This is a genomic window from Candidatus Woesearchaeota archaeon, from assembly GCA_016192995.1.
Classification (GTDB): domain Archaea; phylum Nanobdellota; class Nanobdellia; order Woesearchaeales; family DSVV01; genus JACPTB01.
Map to the genome: position 1 here is coordinate 1 of JACPTB010000007.1, position 14,547 is coordinate 14,547.

The following is a 14,547-nucleotide window of genomic DNA, read 5'->3' on the forward strand; positions in this document are numbered from 1 at the left end:
CTGAGAAATCTGTTTCTCATAACAAACTTTTTTAACTAGGCGTTGTACTTGTTCTACTGTATACTGGATTGTTGAATTATTGTGTTTCATCATACAATTTTTCATGCCAGTATACATATTTATGACTTTCGGGACAACGCCAAACTATCACAACTATTATATACCTCCTTTCCTAGAAAACAACCATGAACGAAGCATTCCTCACATTTCTCAGCAATTATCCTATTTGGATCATTGGCACAGTCTTCAGTTTATTAGCAGGACTTGCTACAGGTTTAGGTGGAATCCCAATTTTATTTACAAAAAAAATTTCAATCAAACTTCAAGACGTCTGCATGGGTTTTGGCGCAGGAGTCATGCTTGCAGCTACAAGTTTTTCACTTATTATCCCTGGTTTAGAAGCTGCAGGCAATGGTGTTAAAGCTGCAATAGTGATGGTTGTAGGAATATTATTAGGTGGATGGTTTTTACAGTTTACTTCTAGAAATATTCCACACGAACATTTCTTTATTAAACACGGCATTGATTTTACAAGAAAGAAAATAGCAATGTTGTGGATGTTTATTTTTGCTATAACAATCCATAATTTTCCTGAAGGCATGGCTGTAGGTGTCGGCTTTGGAAGCGGAGATCTATTAAATGGTATTTCTTTAGCAATTGGCATTGGACTTCAGAACATTCCAGAAGGATTGGTGGTTGCTTTGGCTTTAATCGCTCATCGTTATAGTGTTAAAAAAGCATTTTGGATAGCATTACTAACTGGATTAGTAGAACCAATTGGCGGATTGCTTGGCGCAGGAGCAGTCTCAATATTCAGGCCACTATTACCTTGGGGTTTAGGTTTTGCTGCTGGCGCAATGCTCTTGTTATCAGTGCGGAAATTATCCCTGAATCACATAGAAAAGGGTTTGTAGCTGAGCCAACGATTGGACTAATGATTGGGTTTGTGTTGATGCTATTTCTAGATGTGGCATTAGGGTAATAATAGAATAAGATATAGGAAATACATACTATTCAAATATAATATTAAATAGTAAATTAAAAGAAATTGAACAAAAGATACAATCCCCAGAAAAACGTGATGGAAGTCAGAACGATGAATAAAAATAATGTTTCTTCAACTACAAAAATAGGAATTTTATTTTCAGGAGGTAAAGATTCAACTTTTACAGTCTATTACTACACGATCCAAGGATGGGATGTGAAATGCTTAATTACTTTAAAATCCAAAAATAAAGCATCGTATATGTTTCATACTCCTAATATTGACATTACAAAACTACAAGCTCAAGCAATGGAACTTCCCTTAATTGAGCAAACAACAAAAGGTGAAAAAGAAACAGAATTGCAGGATTTGAAAAAGGCATTTGAAAAAGCAAAAAAACAATATAAGATTGAAGGTATTGCTGTAGGCGCAGTAGCTTCAGACTATCAAGCTGAACGCGTTAATAGAATCTGCGAGGAATTGCAACTCAAGTGTTTTGCTCCTTTATGGCATAAAAATCAAGAACTTTTATTGAAAGACATGATTGACAATGGATTTTGTATTATTATCCAAAGCATTGCAGCGTATGGATTAACAAAACAATGGTTAGGAAGGCAAATAACAAAAGATGCTTTGAATGAATTAATGACATTGCATACTAAGTTTGGTTTGCACCCAGCAGGTGAAGGTGGAGAATACGAATCATTAGTTCTTGATGCTCCAATCTTTAAGAAAAAATTAGTAATAAAAAAAGCAACACCAATAATAGAAGATGAAAATACAGGAATTTTGCTTATTGAAAAAATAGCACTCAAGAAAAAACAAACATTATTTAAACAACATAAATAATAAAAATCATAAAGAGGAGGTAATGAATATGCCGGCAAAAAAATCAAAAGCTAAAAAAACAACAAAATCAAAAAAGAAAAATGTTTGCAAAATGTGTTAAATATATTTTTATTTATTTTTTATTTTAAATACTTCTGTACTACTTCTAGTAATTCTTGTTGGTATTTCATAGCTTTAACAAAACTATCATTGAGCGGATCAGCCTTCGGCTTGCATTCTGTAAAAAGTGATTCTAATCCTTTAGGTATTTCACTGCCACCAATATAAATCATCGTACCATTAAACCGATATTTTGCTCTAATATCACGCGCTAGCTGCCACGTATACTCACTGCCTAATTTACCATCAAGAAAAACTGCGTTTACATCAGATAGTCTTTCATCTAAAATAGTTTGAGCAGATGCTACTGTTGTTGCATAACGCCATTCATATCGCCTAAAAGCTGGTTCAAGAGTTCTTTGAATAGTTTTGATAAATCCGTCACTATCTTCAACGACTAATACTAAAGGTAAACTGACCATGTGGGTAATATTAAATTATTTTTTAGGTAAATAAGTTGCAACTACTTCTGTAAGTTCATCACTTCCTATTCGTTTCTACAAATTCTCTATCTCGCAAAACCGCTTTTCCATCAACTAGAACATCAGTAATATCATATCCTGATGCTGCATAAACAAGGTGAGAAAGAACATTTTCTTTATAAATTGGGTGTAAATGAAGTCCTATCTCTAGCATAATAATATCTGCTTTTTTGCCAACCTCAATACTACCAATTTCCTTATCTAAACTAAGTGCCTTGGCGCCATTAATAGTAGCCATATCAATAATTTGCTGGTTGGTAATACAGCTTGGTTGCCAGCGATGGTATTTATGCAATAAACCTGTAACTTTCATTTCTTCAAACAGATTCATATTATTATTAGATGCAACACTGTCAGTGCCTAAGCCAACAACAACGTTGTTTTCAAACATTTCCATCAAAGGCATGGTTCCTCCTGAAGCTAATTTCATATTTGAAATTGGGCAATGGCTTACTTTACTTCTGCATTTTCCAATAACACGAACTTCATTTTTAGTCAGCCAAATAGCATGCACTAACAAGGTGTTCTCATCTAAAAAATCAAAACTTTCCAAATAATCAACTGGTAATCGTTGATATTTATCTTGAACTTCAAACCGTTCTTTTCTTGTTTCTGCAATGTGAATAGGTGTGAGTAAATTATGTTTTCTTGCAAATTGTTTTGCTTCAATCATCATTTTTTGATTGCATGCATATATAGAATGAATTCCCAAACCCATAGTAATAAGAGGACTATGTTTTTTTAGAATTAATCTCTTTGCAGTTTCAAATTGTTGATCAATAGTTCCTAAGAAGTCATAAAGCACAGGACACAACACTGACCTTATTGGATATTTTTTAACACCTGCTAAAACTGGTTCTATAGGGTGATACATTTCGCAAAATGTTGTTGTTCCAAAACGCAGCATTTCTTTGCAAGCAGATTCAGCGTTTTGTTGAATCTGCTTTGCTGTGAACTTTTTTTCAGCTGAAATAACTTTATCCAACCAAGCAGGCAGTTCTTCATCATCGCAGATGCCACGCAATGAATGCATTCCTATATGAGTGTGAGTGTTAACTAAGCCAGGCATAACCATTTTATTTTTACCAGAGATAACGACATCATTTTTTTTAGAATTAAGATTTTTACCAATCTTGATAATAGTAGTTCCTTGAATAAGAATATCAATATTTTCAAGAATCTCACGATCATTATTTTGTGTCACCACATAGCTGCAATTTTTGATAAGCATACCAATAAAAACTGAAGTTAATTTATAAACAATTCGATTTCCACTTGTCTATTAACCCAAAACTATATAAGAAAGAGTATTCTTTCTTATAATTATGAAAATATTAGCAACGGGAGATTTTCACGGAGATGCAAGTTTAGCGCAGCGGCTTGCACAAAAAGCAGAAAAAGAGAATGTTGACTTAGTTATTATCACGGGCGATATTACGCATATGGATAAAAGTTTTGATGGGTGCATTGGTCCTTTTAAAAAAGCAAAGAAAAAGGTTCTTTTTGTCCCTGGCAATCATGATAGTTTTGCAACTGCTGATTTTATCACTGAGTTTTATGGTGTTAAAAACATCCATGGGTATTCAGTCAAATACGAAGATGTGGGCATTTTTGGCTGCGGTTTTGCAAATGTAGGTTTAAACCAATTAAAAGAAGATGAATTCCAGAAAATTCTAAAAGATGCTTTTCAGGGTGTTAAAGAAACACCTAAAAAAATTATGGTTACGCATGTCCATCCTTCAGGTACCAAGATGGAGAAATTCTCGCATTTTGTTCCTGGCAGTTCTGGCGTGAGAAAAGCAGTTGAAGAATTAAAACCAGACATTTTATTCTGCAGCCATGTCCATGAAGCTCAGGGCATTGAAGAAAAGATTGGCAAAACAAAAGTAATCAATGTTGGGAGAGAAGGAACGATCATTGATATTTGATAAAAACATTTATAAATAAGCTTGACTTAGTAATACTTAGGTGAACTAAGTATGGTACAAGCATTAATTGAAATAGACGATAACACCAACAGGGTATTAAATATGGTTAAAGCAAAGCATGGACTAAAAGACAAAGCTCAAGCTATAAAATATGTAGTAAGTGAATACGTTGAAATAGAAAATGAACCAGAATTAAGGCCTGAATTTATTAAAAAAATGGAAGAAATAAAGAAGCAAAAGAGTATAAAAGTTGATGATTTTGCTAGACGTTATGGTTTGAAAAATAGTTAAGAGGTAAATAATGTATCATTTAGAAGTAAAACCAGAAGCAGATAAAATATTCTCGAAACTTGCAAGGAAGAGTCGAAAACAACTTGAAATAATTCATAAGAAAATCCTTGAAATCAGAGAACGACCATTTGGATATAAATTTTTAAGGGCACCATTACAGATGTTTAATCGAGTGCATATTGATAGTAGTTTTGTTATGATCTTCAAAGTTGATCATATAAAGAGGATAGTAAATATTTATTACTATGACCATCATGATGAAATATACAAATGGCGACCTAAAATAGACTAATTTGTAAACAATGTAAGATCATCCACCATAGGTATCTAAATCATCAAAAGTAAATTCCTCTTTTTTTGGCTCTTGTTTTTTATCAGAGCTTGATGAACTGCTTGAAGAAGATTCTGAACCAGAAGATGAAGAGTTTTGCGAACTAGCATTTCCAAATACATTAAACAGATTAGGGCTTGGCAAATCAATATCGCCTTGTTTATTCTCAGTATTTAATGATACTTGCTCGCCATAACCTTGATCTGCAAGTACCGTATTAAGAAAATTGACCATTTTTCTGATTTCTTCTGGAGAATCATGTTTAGTGTCAATGGTTATACGCATACCTACTCATGAGTATGCTAGTATATAAATTTTTATATGATACACAAATTTCAAACATGTTTAGCTCATTTGTTAAGGTGAGGGTAATTTTCTTGGAGCTACTACTTCCACAGGAACAACAGATTCTGGCAAATGAGGAATGTAATAAGGTCCAGAAACATAATAAGGTATTCCTAATCTTTGAACAGCAGCATAAAAATCTCCTTTAAAATCTTTAGATCCAAATACGCCTCCCAATAATATTGAAACGGGCAAACCACGGTATGTGTCACCTGGTTCTAATACAGCATATCCCCTCTCTGCAAGGTGATCTAACAATCTAGTTCCAGCATGAGGCTCAGTGCGCAATGGTTGATCTAAGATTCGATCTAAATCCAAATGAAATTCTTGAAATACAATTGATGCCATTTTGTAGAAGAGATGTTATATTGTTTATAAAATTTGTTGCAAATAACTTATCCAAACAACTTCTGATAATTGCTGTAAATAACATTCGCTACTTCTTTTGGATCCATCTTTTTAATTTCAGCAATTTTGTTAATGGTATGCATAACATTGCATGATTCATTTCTATCATCACGATTCATGCCTAAATAGGGCGCATCTGTTTCAGTTAATAGTTTTGACAAAGGAGCTTCTTTCACCCATTGCTGAAACTGACCACTTCTCACAATATTGACAGGAATAGAAAAATAAAATCCATGCTTTAAGCCTTCTAACAATAATTTTTTACTCCCAGAAAAACAATGCATTAATACCTTTGCTTTGCTTTTACTAAGCATTTCAATAACTTCAGCCTCTGCTTTTCGAGAATGCACAATTAAGGGCTTATTAATGCTGATGCTAAGATCAATAACTTGCTGAAAATGCTCTCGTTGTGTTTCACGATCTTCTGCCATGGCAAAATCCATGCCAACTTCGCCGATAGCCACAATATCGTTTTTATGTTTTTTAATTTCAGCTAAACAATCTCCAACAGTAAATGGTTTTTGCAGCCAAGGAGCTTCGCCAGTTTCTGCTTCTTTTTGCAGAGCATCAATAGGATACATTCCTAAAGCAGCTTTGACAATATCATACTTTTTTGCAAGCTCAAGAACACGTTTATTAGAATCAGGATTAACACCATTAGTAATAATAGCTTTAACACCAATTTTTTTAGCGCGGTCTATAACTTCATCTAAATCTTTCTCAAAAAACGGATGATCTAAATGTGCATGTACATCAACTAATAACATGATAAGGCTAGAATGGTGGTAATATTTATAGTTAACTTTAAAAGTACTAGAACTTTCTTCATAAACTAAGATGGCGGTAGTGGTCTAACGGCTATGATCGGGGACTGTGGATCCCTGGGCGGGAGTTCGACTCTCCCCTATCGCTCCTTTATTCTTTTATCGAAGAAATTTGGGATACCTGAAAATATACTTCAATTTAGAACTATGGGAGATCAAAATGGTTTTAAACCAGCTAAGAAATTTTGAATTTTCTACTCAGGTAGAGGAAAAAGTAATTACTATTCAGCTTAAATTTACTTGTACCATAAGAAATAGAACTGTAGAAATAGGACATAACTTTGTTAGAGAAGCCAGTAATCCAATGATTAAAGATTCTCAGGTAGTTTGCACATAACAAAGAAATTTTACTACTTCAAAGTGAATATTTATAAAGTAAAGTCAATTTCTTAATATCATGGTTAATCTGAAAGAGATTGTAGACAGGGAGTTCCATCAACTTAGGAGGCAAGACGGTACTGCCCTTGAATATGTTGATTATGTTTCTCAAGGTGGGCAAGGCCATAGTCTACTTTTCAAAGATGCTGCAGGAAATGAATATATTGGTAAACTTACTTTAAAAGATGAAATTGAAGCTGCAAGGCAAGGATTAGATGCAATTCATGGAAGAATAACAAGAGAAGTTGCAGTTTTAAAAAGATTAAATCATCCTGGAATTGCAAATGGTCTGGAAGAAGATATTTCTGAAAGATATATCTTAGTCACACGACCAAAAGTAAAAGGAAAGACATTACGAGAATATCTAACAGAAAAAGTGCAATTATCTGAATCCGAAACTGCAAAAATAATGTATGATGTTGCTACGGTATTAGATTATTTACATCATCCAGAAAAATACCATGAAGATCGGAACCCTGTTATTCATCGTGATCTTAAACCTGAAAACATTGTCATAAGAGATGCTGGAAGTATTTGCTTGATTGATTTTGGCGTAGCAAGTATGCGAGAAAGTACCTTTACACAATTTTCACGAGATGCTGGAACACTAGGATATTTAGCACCAGAATTAGGAAAAGGTGTTCCTGCCGATGAGAGGGCAGACATTTATGCATTAGGTGTTATTGGAAGAGAACTATTAACAGGAGCAAAACCTGATATTACGTGGTTTGTTGAACCATTAACATTTAAGATGGGAAAATCAAGAAAAATACGAAGAATAATTAATAGAATGATTACAGGTTATAATGAAAGATATGTTTCTGTTGCTGATATAAAACAAGAACTGATTAAAAAAGGATTATGTAAAGAAATTACTACTCAACTTCTTACACCTGGAATTGAAACAGCAGATCCTCTAGTGAATGACGTCGGTTATGAAACAGGATTTGGTTTTGCAATGAATATAATCGAACCGAGTATGCCTCCGCATCAATATGCTCATATAGTTAGAGCAAAAAGAATAGCTAAGTCTACTCCTGATGGGCCACGCTATGTCAGAGTTGAAATAGAAAGATATGGTCCTATAGATGATTTCTCAAGTGGTTGGGAATTAAGTAATAATGTAAAAACTAAAATAGATTGGAAAGTAGTTTATGATGCGAGTACTGATAAGCCCATAGATCTAAAAAAGATAGAATCTGAATTAAAAGCTCAAGCAAGACGTCAAGGACACGAAATACCAAATTACGTAACAAATGACATAGGATATGCAATTGAGTTAAGTAATTCGAGCATGATATCAAATGATGGTAAACCATCTCTAACAAAAAGACCAGCTTACTGATTCTCTACAATAAATTCGACCCAAAACCTTTATAAACAATCACTTAATCCAAGATACTACCCGAGTCAATGGCAGGATTATTAAGAATGATCCACAAGTCCAGTACAAGGCGCAAGGGTGTAACCTACACTTTCGTTCTTGGGATAAAAGCCTAACTCTAAAACTAATATAAACTGATATATATGGCAGATACCTTCAAACACATCATAAGAATTGTTAATACAGATTTAGATGGTAAGAAATCCATTTACATGGCACTGCAAAAAATCCGCGGTATTGGATTTATGTATGCTCATGCTATCTGTAAAGTAACTAATATTGACAAAGCTGCTAAAGCAGGAAATCTTTCTGATCAACAAATTGCGAAGCTTGAGCAAGTACTTAAGACGCCGTTTCAATTTGAAATTCCTTTATGGATGGTTAATCGAAGGCATGATTATGAAGAAGGCTATGATAGGCATTTAGTAACAGGCGATTTAAAGTTTGTTCAGGAAAATGATAAGCGACGATTGCAAAAGATAAGATCATACCGTGGAGCGCGACACGCTGCCGGCTTACCAGTGCGAGGTCAACGCACCAAATCAAACTTCAGAAAGAACAAAGGTAAAGTACAGGGAGTTATAAAGAAAGCAGTAAAAGCGCCTGCAGCTGAAGAAGGTAAAAAGAAAGGCAAGGACTAAACAATGGGAGATCCTAAAAAACCAAGGAAAAAGTACCAAGGCCCTTCTCATCCATGGCAAAAACAAAGAATTATTGATGAGAAGGAATTAGTCATAGCTTATGGCTTAAAAAATAAACAAGAGCTTTGGAAAATGGGAACCCTTGTTAAACAAATTGCTGCTAAAGCCAAGAGAGTTATCGCAAGGACCGGTGAACAAGCAACTAAAGAAGAAAAACAGCTTATTGAAAAATTAGTCCGACTTGGATTGCTGCAGAGTACTGCTAAAATTGATGATGTTCTTGGACTCACTTTGAAGAATATTCTCGAGAGAAGATTACAAACATTAGTGTTCAAAAAAAATATGGCGCGTTCAATAAAACAAGCCAGGCAATTTATCACGCATAGGCATGTAAAAGTAAGCGGAAAGAAGATTACTTCTCCTAGTTATCTTGTTCCTCTCGACCAGGAACAGGGAATTATATTTTCAGAAACATCAACATTGCAAAGCGAGGAGCATCCTGAAAGAACACCAATCTCCAAAGCTCCCGTTGAAAAAACAGAAGTAAAGGTAAACAACCATGAAACCAGAACATAGGCAAGAAAGAACTCCTGAACAAGCTGACAACAGAGAACAGCGAGGAGATAGAGACAACATGAGACCTCGAAGGCAATTATGTTGGGGAATTGCACATGTTTATTCATCGTATAATAATACTATTATTCATGTTACTGATATTACTGGCACAGAATCATTGGCGTTAAGCAGCGGCGGTCAAGTTGTAAAATCACATCGTATGGAGTCATCTCCTACTGCTGCAATGATTGCTGCTAAAAGAGTAGCAGAAAAAGCTATGGAAAAAGGCGTCAATGCTATTCATGTTAAAATTAAAGCACCGGGGGGTCATAACGGCCCTAATAATCCTGGGCCTGGAGCGCAGGCTGCAATTAGAGCATTATCACGTATGGGTTTGAAAATAGGTATTATTGAAGATGTAACTCCTTTGCCGCATGATGGATGCAGAAAAAAAGGCGGAAAACGAGGAAGAAGGGTATGAGCATGGAAATTACTGACGTAAATTATGCAAAAGATAAAACTCAAGTGTCCTTTGTCATAAAAGGTACAACACCGAATTATGTTAATACTATCCGAAGGCTTATTATTAATAATGTTCCGACGATGGCAATCCATGAAGTTGAATTGAGAAAAAATAGTTCATCGTTGTATGATGAAGTGATAGGCCATCGTTTAGGATTAGTTCCTTTAAAGACAGATTTGGGATCATATGAAGTTCCAAAATCGCCTGAAGATCTAGAAAAAGCACAATGCCATGTTAAATTAACCTTAAAAACAAAAGGACCTTGCCTTGTGTATGCTTCAGACCTTAAATCAAAAGATCCTAAAATAGTTCCTGTGTATCCAAAAATGGTACTAGCAAAGTTGCTTGATGGTCAGGAACTAGAATTAGAAGCTACCGCAGTTTTAGGTTATGGCAAAGATCATATTAAATGGTCTCCAGGAATAGCATGGTATACTTTCGAACCATTAATCAAAGTCAATAATGGAAGCAAGCATTTTGATGAATTCAAAAATAAATATCCTCCTCAGGCATTTGATAAATCTGGAAAACTAGATAAGCAATTAATAATTGAAAATAATGTTGTTGATGCATGTGTTGGGGTTTGTGATGATGTCGTTGCTATTGAATACAACAAAGACAACTTTCTCTTTCATATTGAATCATTTGGGCAGTTACCTTGCAAAGAGATCTTAACTGCTGCTGTTGAATCGTATAACCAAATGGTAGATGAATTAAACAATACGATTAAGGGACTGGAAAAATGAAAACAAATCCTTATTTACAGAAATTAATTCCAGAATTGAAAAAGCTTTCAAACATGCAGAAAGTAAATATCTGGAAGCGAATAGCTCATGAGTTAGAAAGCTCAACTAGTAAACAACGAGAAGTTAATCTTGGTCATCTAGACAAACACACAAAAAATAATGAAACAGTGATAGTTCCTGGAAAAGTGCTTGGCGCAGGCGAGCTGCAGCATCCTGTAACCATTGCTGCATTCAAATATTCAGCAGCTGCTAAAGAAAAGCTGTTAAAAACTAAATGCACGGTCTATTCCATTGAAGAATTATTGCAAAAAAATCCGAAAGGAAGTAATGTGAGGATACTAGGATAATGAAAACGGTTATAGACGCTCAGGATTTAATTTTAGGAAGAATGGCAACAAAGATTGCCAAAAGAGCACTGCTCGGGGAAGAGGTAATTGTAGTCAACTGTGAACTAGCAGTTATTAGCGGGAAAAAAGCTGATATTATTGCACATTACAAAAAAAAATTTGCGCGCGGAGTGCATACAAAAGGTCCTTTTTTTCCGCGGCAGCCTGAACGAATGGTACGAAGGATTATTAGGGGTATGCTGCCATGGAAAAGAGCAAAAGGAAGAGAAGCTTTTAAGCGTGTTATGTGTTATATGGGTATACCTGAAGAATTTAGAACCATGGAAATTGAAACTATAAAAGAAGCGCATATCAATCGATTAAAAACGATGGGAATGATGCGAATAAAAGAAGTATGCTCATTAATGGGTGCTAAACTATGAGTAAATCAGTTCATACATCGGGAAAAAGAAAACGCGCTATTGCACGTGCAACCTTATGTGAAGGAAAATGCCGCATAAAAGTAAACAATTTACAGCTTGATCATTATGGAACAAGTTTAATCAGAATGAAAATCACCGAGCCATTAGTCTTAGCAGAAAAATTAGGTGAAAATCTTGATATTCACGTCAGAGTGCAGGGAGGCGGCGTAATGGCGCAAGCTGAAGCTAGCCGTCTTGCTATTGCGCGGGCATTAGTTGAATATACAAAAAGCAGTGCTTTAAAACAAACATTTTTGGATTATGATCGGCATTTGCTTGTGGCAGATATACGAAGAAAAGAAGCTTGCAAACCTAACGATTCTAAAGCTCGAGCAAAGAGACAGAAAAGCTATCGATAAACAAATACAGAGGAAAAAACATGATCATACCTATACGTTGTTTGAGTTGCGGCAAACCTGTTGCACATTTATGGGAAGAATACACTGAACGCACTGAATCAGGTGAAGACCGAAAAAAGATATTAGATTCATTAGGGTTAAAAAGATATTGCTGCAGAGCATTGTTCCTTGGTCATATTGATTTAATCGATACTACGGGGCAATTTAAGAAGTTTTAATTTATTATATTCTCTTAAACTTATATATTCTCCATCATAATAAACTTTTTATATTATCTATCGCACTATATTCTGGAAAGTCTGATTCTTTCCTTATATTGATAAATTAATAAAGAGGAAACTTATTATGAACCAAATTTCAGAAGCGCTTTCCTATGACGATGTTTTGATTAAGCCGAAATTCTCCACTATATACTCTCGCGGAGATGTAGACACATCGTCATTTCTTACTAAAAAAATTAAATTAAACATGCCGATTGTCAGCGCAAATATGGATAAAGTGACTGAAGCTAAAATGGCTATTGCCATGGCAAGAAAAGGAGGCATTGGCATTATTCATCGTTTTCTTACCAAAGAACAGCAAGTAAAAGAAGTTGAAATAGTAAAACGCTCGATGGGATTTATCATAGAAAAGCCATACACTATTACCGCAGACAAGACATTGCAAGAAGTTTATACCTTAGTCCAAGGAGAGGTTGGCAAAGGTGTTGTTGTTGTAGATGAACAGCAGAAGGTTCAAGGGATTGTTTCAGCGCGAGATATGATTTTCCAAGATTATCCGCAGGTAAAAGTATATGAAGTTATGACAAGAAAAGATGATTTAGTAACAGCAAGAGAAGGCATTAGCCTAGAAGAAGCGCAGCAAATTATGTATAAACATCGTATAGAAAAATTGCCGTTGGTTGATAGTGAGGGCAAATTAAAAGGATTAGTCACTAGCAAAGACTTGGTCAAGAGAATTAAATATCCTGAATCTGCAAAAGATGATAAAGGAAGGCTTTTAGTAGGAGCTGCAATTGGTGTACGAGGAGATTACAAAGAAAGAACAGAAGCATTATTAGAAGCAAATTGCGATGTGATGGTCATAGACATTGCTCATGGTCATTCAGATAATGTAATCTCAGTTATTCAAGAATTAAGGAAAAACTTTGGCGATATTCAAATAGTTGCTGGAAATGTTGCATCAGCTCAAGGTGCAGAAGATTTGATAGCAGCAGGCGTTGACTGTGTAAAGGTTGGTGTTGGTCCAGGAGCTGCATGTACCACAAGGCTAGTTACTGGCTGTGGTGTACCACAATTAACCGCTGTTCTCGAGTGTGGAGAAATCGCGAAAAAATATGGCGTTCCTATCATAGCAGATGGCGGGATTAAACAATCCGGTGATATGGTCAAAGCAATTGGCGCTGGCGCTGAAACAGTCATGATAGGGAGCATGTTAGCGGGAACTTCGCAAAGTCCTGGTGAAATTTTATTAAGAAACGGCCAAAGGATTAAATTATACAGGGGCATGGCATCAGTTGATGCTACGTTAGCTCGGCAAACAAAGGAATCTGGGTTTAATCTGGCAAAAAGAACGGCAAAGGAGATTGTCGCTGAAGGTGTTGAAGCAGTTGTTTTGTTCAAAGGAGATGTTGATGATATATTAAACCAATTGATGGGTGGCTTACGTTCAGGGATGAGTTATGTCGGTGCAAAAACAATTAAAGAACTCCAAGAAAAAGCAGAATTTGTTAAAATCACATCAGCAGGCATGCGTGAATCAAAACCACATGATATTCAAGTGCATGATTGAAATATACACTATATGAGGATGATACTATGAAAACAAATAAAAGATTGCAACAAATAATCATTATTGTGATAGTATGTATTCCATTTATTTTTTTAATAAGTTGCAGCCAAAAACAAGTTCCACTAAGTGAAGCTGTAACACCAATACCAACTATTGAACAGCCAATAGAAAAAATTGAAACAAAAACAGTAGAAAATACTAGTAACAGCGAAATAATAACAGAAATAAAACAATCTGAACCAATAATACAAAAACCTAAACAAACTCCACTGGTAGTTACCATTAAAAAACAAAACAGCGAAAAAACAATGGTAAATGAATCAACAAACAAAGAGTTTGTCATCAGTGCAGATGAAAAACAATTCAATCCAGATAGTATTACCGTAAAAAAAGGCAGCAAAGTTAAAATTAATTTTAATTTTAATGATGATCATATTTATTTTGGTGGTTTAGATATTAAAAGCGAGTATTTCAACCTAAAATACAAAAAATCAGACAAGATCAAAACAAAAACAGTAGAGTTTACCGCTGAAAAAACATTCAGCTATAGTGGCTATTGGCCGGCAACAAATGCAAAGAAAGCATCGGGTAAAATAGTAGTAGAATAATTACCTACGATCAAGATATATAGATTCTTTTATATTTCTATACTTAGTTGTCTAGGCTTCATCCAAAAAATGGCTGCCGCCAGGTTAGCGCCTTCGAAACTTCGCTTATTTCAATCGCATAATCGGTCACGCTCCGAAGGAGCTAAATATAATCCCGACTAAAGATCGGGATTATAAGACTTGCGTAAAGCAAGATGAAGCCCGTTGTCTAA

At 35.0% G+C, this 14,547-nt stretch carries 20 protein-coding genes, 1 tRNA gene and 1 pseudogene; 17 read left to right on the top strand and 5 right to left on the bottom strand.

Annotated features, from left to right (window positions below):
- Positions 1 to 185 precede the first annotated feature (185 nt).
- Positions 186 to 982: pseudogene (locus HYY69_05890) on the top strand (ZIP family metal transporter).
- A gap of 114 nt (positions 983 to 1,096) precedes the next feature.
- Positions 1,097 to 1,834: a diphthine--ammonia ligase gene (locus HYY69_05895; GenBank protein MBI3032980.1), complete on the top strand. Its 738-nt coding sequence runs from the start codon at positions 1,097 to 1,099 to the stop codon at positions 1,832 to 1,834.
- Positions 1,835 to 1,953: 119 nt separating this feature from the next.
- Here HYY69_05895 and HYY69_05900 read toward each other — a convergent pair whose 3' ends face one another.
- Entirely contained in the window at positions 1,954 to 2,355 is a 402-nt protein-coding gene (locus tag HYY69_05900; protein ID MBI3032981.1) for a response regulator, read from the bottom strand.
- 58 nt (positions 2,356 to 2,413) lie between these two features.
- Positions 2,414 to 3,646, bottom strand: coding sequence for an amidohydrolase (locus HYY69_05905; GenBank protein MBI3032982.1), 1,233 nt, complete (start codon positions 3,644 to 3,646; stop codon positions 2,414 to 2,416).
- Between the two features lie 94 nt (positions 3,647 to 3,740).
- On the opposite strand from HYY69_05905, the gene HYY69_05910 reads away from it, so the two are divergent.
- The 3 genes from HYY69_05910 to HYY69_05920 are packed head-to-tail and all read left to right on the top strand — an operon-like array spanning position 3,741 to position 4,926.
- Entirely contained in the window at positions 3,741 to 4,343 is a 603-nt protein-coding gene (locus HYY69_05910) for a metallophosphoesterase (protein MBI3032983.1), read from the top strand.
- 51 nt (positions 4,344 to 4,394) lie between these two features.
- The gene (locus HYY69_05915; GenBank protein MBI3032984.1) at positions 4,395 to 4,634 is read left to right on the top strand and encodes a DUF2683 family protein; all 240 of its coding nucleotides are present in this window, start codon (positions 4,395 to 4,397) and stop codon (positions 4,632 to 4,634) included.
- A gap of 10 nt (positions 4,635 to 4,644) precedes the next feature.
- On the top strand, positions 4,645 to 4,926 hold the full coding sequence (locus tag HYY69_05920; GenBank protein MBI3032985.1) for a hypothetical protein: 282 nt from the start codon (positions 4,645 to 4,647) through the stop codon (positions 4,924 to 4,926).
- Positions 4,927 to 4,944: 18 nt separating this feature from the next.
- Here the strand turns inward: HYY69_05920 and HYY69_05925 are convergent, their stop codons facing one another.
- The 3 genes from HYY69_05925 to HYY69_05935 all read right to left on the bottom strand — a co-directional run bounded on the left by HYY69_05925 (position 4,945) and on the right by HYY69_05935 (position 6,485).
- Positions 4,945 to 5,250 (bottom strand): hypothetical protein, encoded by a 306-nt coding sequence (locus HYY69_05925; protein MBI3032986.1) that lies wholly within the window; start codon positions 5,248 to 5,250, stop codon positions 4,945 to 4,947.
- A gap of 72 nt (positions 5,251 to 5,322) precedes the next feature.
- Entirely contained in the window at positions 5,323 to 5,658 is a 336-nt protein-coding gene (locus HYY69_05930; protein MBI3032987.1) for a hypothetical protein, read from the bottom strand.
- A gap of 47 nt (positions 5,659 to 5,705) precedes the next feature.
- Positions 5,706 to 6,485, bottom strand: coding sequence for a TatD family hydrolase (locus HYY69_05935; GenBank protein MBI3032988.1), 780 nt, complete (start codon positions 6,483 to 6,485; stop codon positions 5,706 to 5,708).
- 73 nt (positions 6,486 to 6,558) lie between these two features.
- On the opposite strand from HYY69_05935, the gene HYY69_05940 reads away from it, so the two are divergent.
- From HYY69_05940 to HYY69_05995, 12 genes are all read left to right on the top strand, one after another.
- A tRNA-His gene (locus HYY69_05940) sits at positions 6,559 to 6,630 on the top strand.
- A gap of 309 nt (positions 6,631 to 6,939) precedes the next feature.
- Complete coding sequence (locus tag HYY69_05945; protein ID MBI3032989.1) at positions 6,940 to 8,265, top strand: serine/threonine protein kinase; 1,326 nt, start codon at positions 6,940 to 6,942, stop codon at positions 8,263 to 8,265.
- 182 nt (positions 8,266 to 8,447) lie between these two features.
- Positions 8,448 to 8,945, top strand: coding sequence for a 30S ribosomal protein S13 (locus tag HYY69_05950; protein ID MBI3032990.1), 498 nt, complete (start codon positions 8,448 to 8,450; stop codon positions 8,943 to 8,945).
- A 3-nt stretch (positions 8,946 to 8,948) separates the two neighbouring features.
- Positions 8,949 to 9,521 carry a 30S ribosomal protein S4 gene (locus HYY69_05955; protein ID MBI3032991.1) on the top strand — a complete coding sequence of 191 codons (573 nt, stop codon included), beginning with the start codon at positions 8,949 to 8,951 and terminating at the stop codon, positions 9,519 to 9,521.
- A 58-nt stretch (positions 9,522 to 9,579) separates the two neighbouring features.
- Entirely contained in the window at positions 9,580 to 9,981 is a 402-nt protein-coding gene (locus HYY69_05960; GenBank protein MBI3032992.1) for a 30S ribosomal protein S11, read from the top strand.
- A complete protein-coding gene (locus HYY69_05965) occupies positions 9,978 to 10,769 on the top strand; it encodes a DNA-directed RNA polymerase subunit D (protein MBI3032993.1) in 792 nt (263 codons plus the stop codon). Before HYY69_05960 ends, HYY69_05965 begins: the two co-directional genes overlap by 4 nt.
- Entirely contained in the window at positions 10,766 to 11,116 is a 351-nt protein-coding gene (locus tag HYY69_05970; GenBank protein MBI3032994.1) for a 50S ribosomal protein L18e, read from the top strand. The genes HYY69_05965 and HYY69_05970 overlap by 4 nt, the downstream gene beginning before the upstream one ends.
- Positions 11,116 to 11,538: a 50S ribosomal protein L13 gene (locus tag HYY69_05975; GenBank protein MBI3032995.1), complete on the top strand. Its 423-nt coding sequence runs from the start codon at positions 11,116 to 11,118 to the stop codon at positions 11,536 to 11,538. The genes HYY69_05970 and HYY69_05975 overlap by 1 nt, the downstream gene beginning before the upstream one ends.
- Complete coding sequence (locus HYY69_05980) at positions 11,535 to 11,936, top strand: 30S ribosomal protein S9 (GenBank protein MBI3032996.1); 402 nt, start codon at positions 11,535 to 11,537, stop codon at positions 11,934 to 11,936. Before HYY69_05975 ends, HYY69_05980 begins: the two co-directional genes overlap by 4 nt.
- Positions 11,937 to 11,956: 20 nt before the next feature.
- On the top strand, positions 11,957 to 12,154 hold the full coding sequence (locus HYY69_05985; GenBank protein ID MBI3032997.1) for a DNA-directed RNA polymerase subunit N: 198 nt from the start codon (positions 11,957 to 11,959) through the stop codon (positions 12,152 to 12,154).
- A gap of 127 nt (positions 12,155 to 12,281) precedes the next feature.
- The gene (guaB, locus tag HYY69_05990; protein ID MBI3032998.1) at positions 12,282 to 13,727 is read left to right on the top strand and encodes an IMP dehydrogenase; all 1,446 of its coding nucleotides are present in this window, start codon (positions 12,282 to 12,284) and stop codon (positions 13,725 to 13,727) included.
- A gap of 26 nt (positions 13,728 to 13,753) precedes the next feature.
- Positions 13,754 to 14,335 carry a cupredoxin domain-containing protein gene (locus HYY69_05995; protein ID MBI3032999.1) on the top strand — a complete coding sequence of 194 codons (582 nt, stop codon included), beginning with the start codon at positions 13,754 to 13,756 and terminating at the stop codon, positions 14,333 to 14,335.
- Positions 14,336 to 14,547 lie beyond the last annotated feature (212 nt).

What these genes read in the sequence shown, in the direction of transcription:
- HYY69_05895 (MBI3032980.1), top strand. Translation starts at nt 1,097, where the DNA reads ATGAATAAAAATAATGTTTCTTCAACTACAAAAATAGGAATTTTATTT.
- HYY69_05900 (MBI3032981.1), bottom strand. Translation starts at nt 2,355, where the DNA reads ATGGTCAGTTTACCTTTAGTATTAGTCGTTGAAGATAGTGACGGATTT.
- HYY69_05905 (MBI3032982.1), bottom strand. Translation starts at nt 3,646, where the DNA reads ATGCTTATCAAAAATTGCAGCTATGTGGTGACACAAAATAATGATCGT.
- HYY69_05910 (MBI3032983.1), top strand. Translation starts at nt 3,741, where the DNA reads ATGAAAATATTAGCAACGGGAGATTTTCACGGAGATGCAAGTTTAGCG.
- HYY69_05915 (MBI3032984.1), top strand. Translation starts at nt 4,395, where the DNA reads ATGGTACAAGCATTAATTGAAATAGACGATAACACCAACAGGGTATTA.
- HYY69_05920 (MBI3032985.1), top strand. Translation starts at nt 4,645, where the DNA reads ATGTATCATTTAGAAGTAAAACCAGAAGCAGATAAAATATTCTCGAAA.
- HYY69_05925 (MBI3032986.1), bottom strand. Translation starts at nt 5,250, where the DNA reads ATGCGTATAACCATTGACACTAAACATGATTCTCCAGAAGAAATCAGA.
- HYY69_05930 (MBI3032987.1), bottom strand. Translation starts at nt 5,658, where the DNA reads ATGGCATCAATTGTATTTCAAGAATTTCATTTGGATTTAGATCGAATC.
- HYY69_05935 (MBI3032988.1), bottom strand. Translation starts at nt 6,485, where the DNA reads ATGTTATTAGTTGATGTACATGCACATTTAGATCATCCGTTTTTTGAG.
- HYY69_05945 (MBI3032989.1), top strand. Translation starts at nt 6,940, where the DNA reads ATGGTTAATCTGAAAGAGATTGTAGACAGGGAGTTCCATCAACTTAGG.
- HYY69_05950 (MBI3032990.1), top strand. Translation starts at nt 8,448, where the DNA reads ATGGCAGATACCTTCAAACACATCATAAGAATTGTTAATACAGATTTA.
- HYY69_05955 (MBI3032991.1), top strand. Translation starts at nt 8,949, where the DNA reads ATGGGAGATCCTAAAAAACCAAGGAAAAAGTACCAAGGCCCTTCTCAT.
- HYY69_05960 (MBI3032992.1), top strand. Translation starts at nt 9,580, where the DNA reads ATGAGACCTCGAAGGCAATTATGTTGGGGAATTGCACATGTTTATTCA.
- HYY69_05965 (MBI3032993.1), top strand. Translation starts at nt 9,978, where the DNA reads ATGAGCATGGAAATTACTGACGTAAATTATGCAAAAGATAAAACTCAA.
- HYY69_05970 (MBI3032994.1), top strand. Translation starts at nt 10,766, where the DNA reads ATGAAAACAAATCCTTATTTACAGAAATTAATTCCAGAATTGAAAAAG.
- HYY69_05975 (MBI3032995.1), top strand. Translation starts at nt 11,116, where the DNA reads ATGAAAACGGTTATAGACGCTCAGGATTTAATTTTAGGAAGAATGGCA.
- HYY69_05980 (MBI3032996.1), top strand. Translation starts at nt 11,535, where the DNA reads ATGAGTAAATCAGTTCATACATCGGGAAAAAGAAAACGCGCTATTGCA.
- HYY69_05985 (MBI3032997.1), top strand. Translation starts at nt 11,957, where the DNA reads ATGATCATACCTATACGTTGTTTGAGTTGCGGCAAACCTGTTGCACAT.
- guaB (MBI3032998.1), top strand. Translation starts at nt 12,282, where the DNA reads ATGAACCAAATTTCAGAAGCGCTTTCCTATGACGATGTTTTGATTAAG.
- HYY69_05995 (MBI3032999.1), top strand. Translation starts at nt 13,754, where the DNA reads ATGAAAACAAATAAAAGATTGCAACAAATAATCATTATTGTGATAGTA.